The sequence below is a fragment of the Streptomyces sp. NPDC059166 genome, from assembly GCF_042755185.1.
Taxonomy (GTDB): domain Bacteria; phylum Actinomycetota; class Actinomycetes; order Streptomycetales; family Streptomycetaceae; genus Streptomyces.
On the sequence record NZ_JBHZCI010000064.1, the window covers coordinates 1 to 1,791 of the forward strand.

Genomic DNA, 1,791 nt, shown 5'->3' on the forward strand with positions numbered 1-1,791 from the left:
CTCCTCCGGAGGAACGACGCACGACCCTACGGGTCGTAAAGACGATAAAGCCCTACGGGCTTTCAGAAAGCCCTACGGGCTTTTAACCCCATTCCTCCGGAATGGGGTTGGGAATTCCTCCGGAATTCTCGCACCACACCGGAGAACGGCACGACTGGGTCCGGCGCCTGCGGGCCCCGGACGTGACGAGAGGTCAAGGGGTGGTGGGGGCCTGTCCGCACGGCTCCGCAGTGCGGGCAGGCCTAGCCCCGGACGACACCTACCGCAGCATTCGACCCGCCGTCACAGACAACTGCGCACCAGCAAGAGGGGGCGGTCGTCGCGGAGGCCGGGACGCGAGCCGTGTGCCTCATTCCCGGCCGCAGCTAAGAACTGGACTCAGCACACACCACTCTGCATCACTTCGGAGCCTGGGTAAGAAACGTGAATCTGGTCTACCACCGTCCAGCCACCACATACCGGGGATCGCTGAACCTGCGCAGTACTCAACCAACCTGCACAGCCCCGCCTGTAGCCAAAAAGACCACAGGTCAGACGCCTGGACCACCCCGACCCTGCGCAGATTCAGTGAGCCACCCAGCCGAAAAACGGCTCACCCGAACTGCATAAAACGAGGTCAGGAGCTTGGACACTGCGCAGGTTCACCGAGCCTCGACAGCCGGAAGGGTGACGGCGGATTTCCCTTTCGGCCGCGCAGGTGGGACCAGTATTTCACGCCGACCCATTCGCAGCGGTCGCAGGAGAGAAGCCAGGGGTTATCCGCTCCGGGGTATCCGCCAAGCGGGGTCCACTGGAGTTCAGAGAGCCCCTGTACGGCCGTCAGGGCGGCGGCTCGGTTGCGCGGCTTGTTCATTCTCGGGTGCAGCAGGGGAGCAGGTCCGGTGCCCCTTTCTGCGCTGGGCTGGTTTGGAGCCTCCGTCAGTGGTGTCAGCAGCCCGGCGGCGAATTCTTCGCAGAGGTATTCGGCGGCAGTATCCTTTCCGATCGCCCCGGCGGACACTCGGATTACGATGTCCATTCCGGCGGGGACGGCGTACCAGGCGCGGTGCCATCGGAAGACGTGCCCGATGAACTTCCCGTTTGGGAGGAGAACGGGGTACCGGCATTCAGTGTCTGGTGCGCCGAATTCGTAGCGCTTCGGGAGAGCGACTCTCGTCATTTCTTTTTCCTTCGGTGGGGGTGGGGCGGGGGAATTGCCCCCGCCCCTGCGGGGGTCTAGATGTGGATTACGGGGGCGTCGGCGTATTCCGTGCCGGGGAGGGGGATGGCGGGCCCGGAGAAATCCGGGCGGTCGGTGTAGGCGTTGAATGCCTCGGCGCGGTTGAGGGGGAGCGGGTCGCCGTCGGTGAAGCGCCAGGCGCGCACGGTCTGCGGCTGTCCCATGGTGCGGAGCACGAGGCCGCTGGAGTGTCCTCCGGAAACGGCGGTGGCGAGGAGGTCGCAGAACGCGTGCAGGGCGCTGAGGCTGGCTGCCATTCCCTCGTCGTCCTGCATGAAGGGGAATACGGCGGTCGCGTCGCCACCGATTCCTGATACGCCGATGGTGAGGTAGTGGTTTCCGTTTCCTGCTTTTTCGGTTACTCGGTCGAAGATGTCCAGGGCCTTATTGCGGTCGCGGTCGCTCGGAACTGCGAGGAGAATCCCCATTGTTTTTTCCTCTTTCCTTTTGGTGGGTGGGGGCGGCGGGATTTTCCCGCCGCCCGGTTGGGGATTTAGCTTGCGCACCAGTCGCGCTGTCCGGGGACCGCGACGGAAAGGAAGGTCAGGTGGAATTCGATGAGTCCGGCGATG

At 64.2% G+C, this 1,791-nt stretch carries 1 protein-coding gene; it reads right to left on the minus strand.

Features of this window, described 5'->3' with window-relative positions; translation table 11 throughout:
• Window positions 1-1,215 precede the first annotated feature (1,215 nt).
• Complete coding sequence (locus ACFXOA_RS30760; protein ID WP_385035206.1) at window positions 1,216-1,647, minus strand: hypothetical protein; 432 nt, start codon at window positions 1,645-1,647, stop codon at window positions 1,216-1,218.
• Window positions 1,648-1,791 lie beyond the last annotated feature (144 nt).

Coding starts and splice junctions, on each gene's coding strand:
- ACFXOA_RS30760 (WP_385035206.1), bottom strand. CDS start 1,647: ATGGGGATTCTCCTCGCAGTTCCGAGCGACCGCGACCGCAATAAGGCC.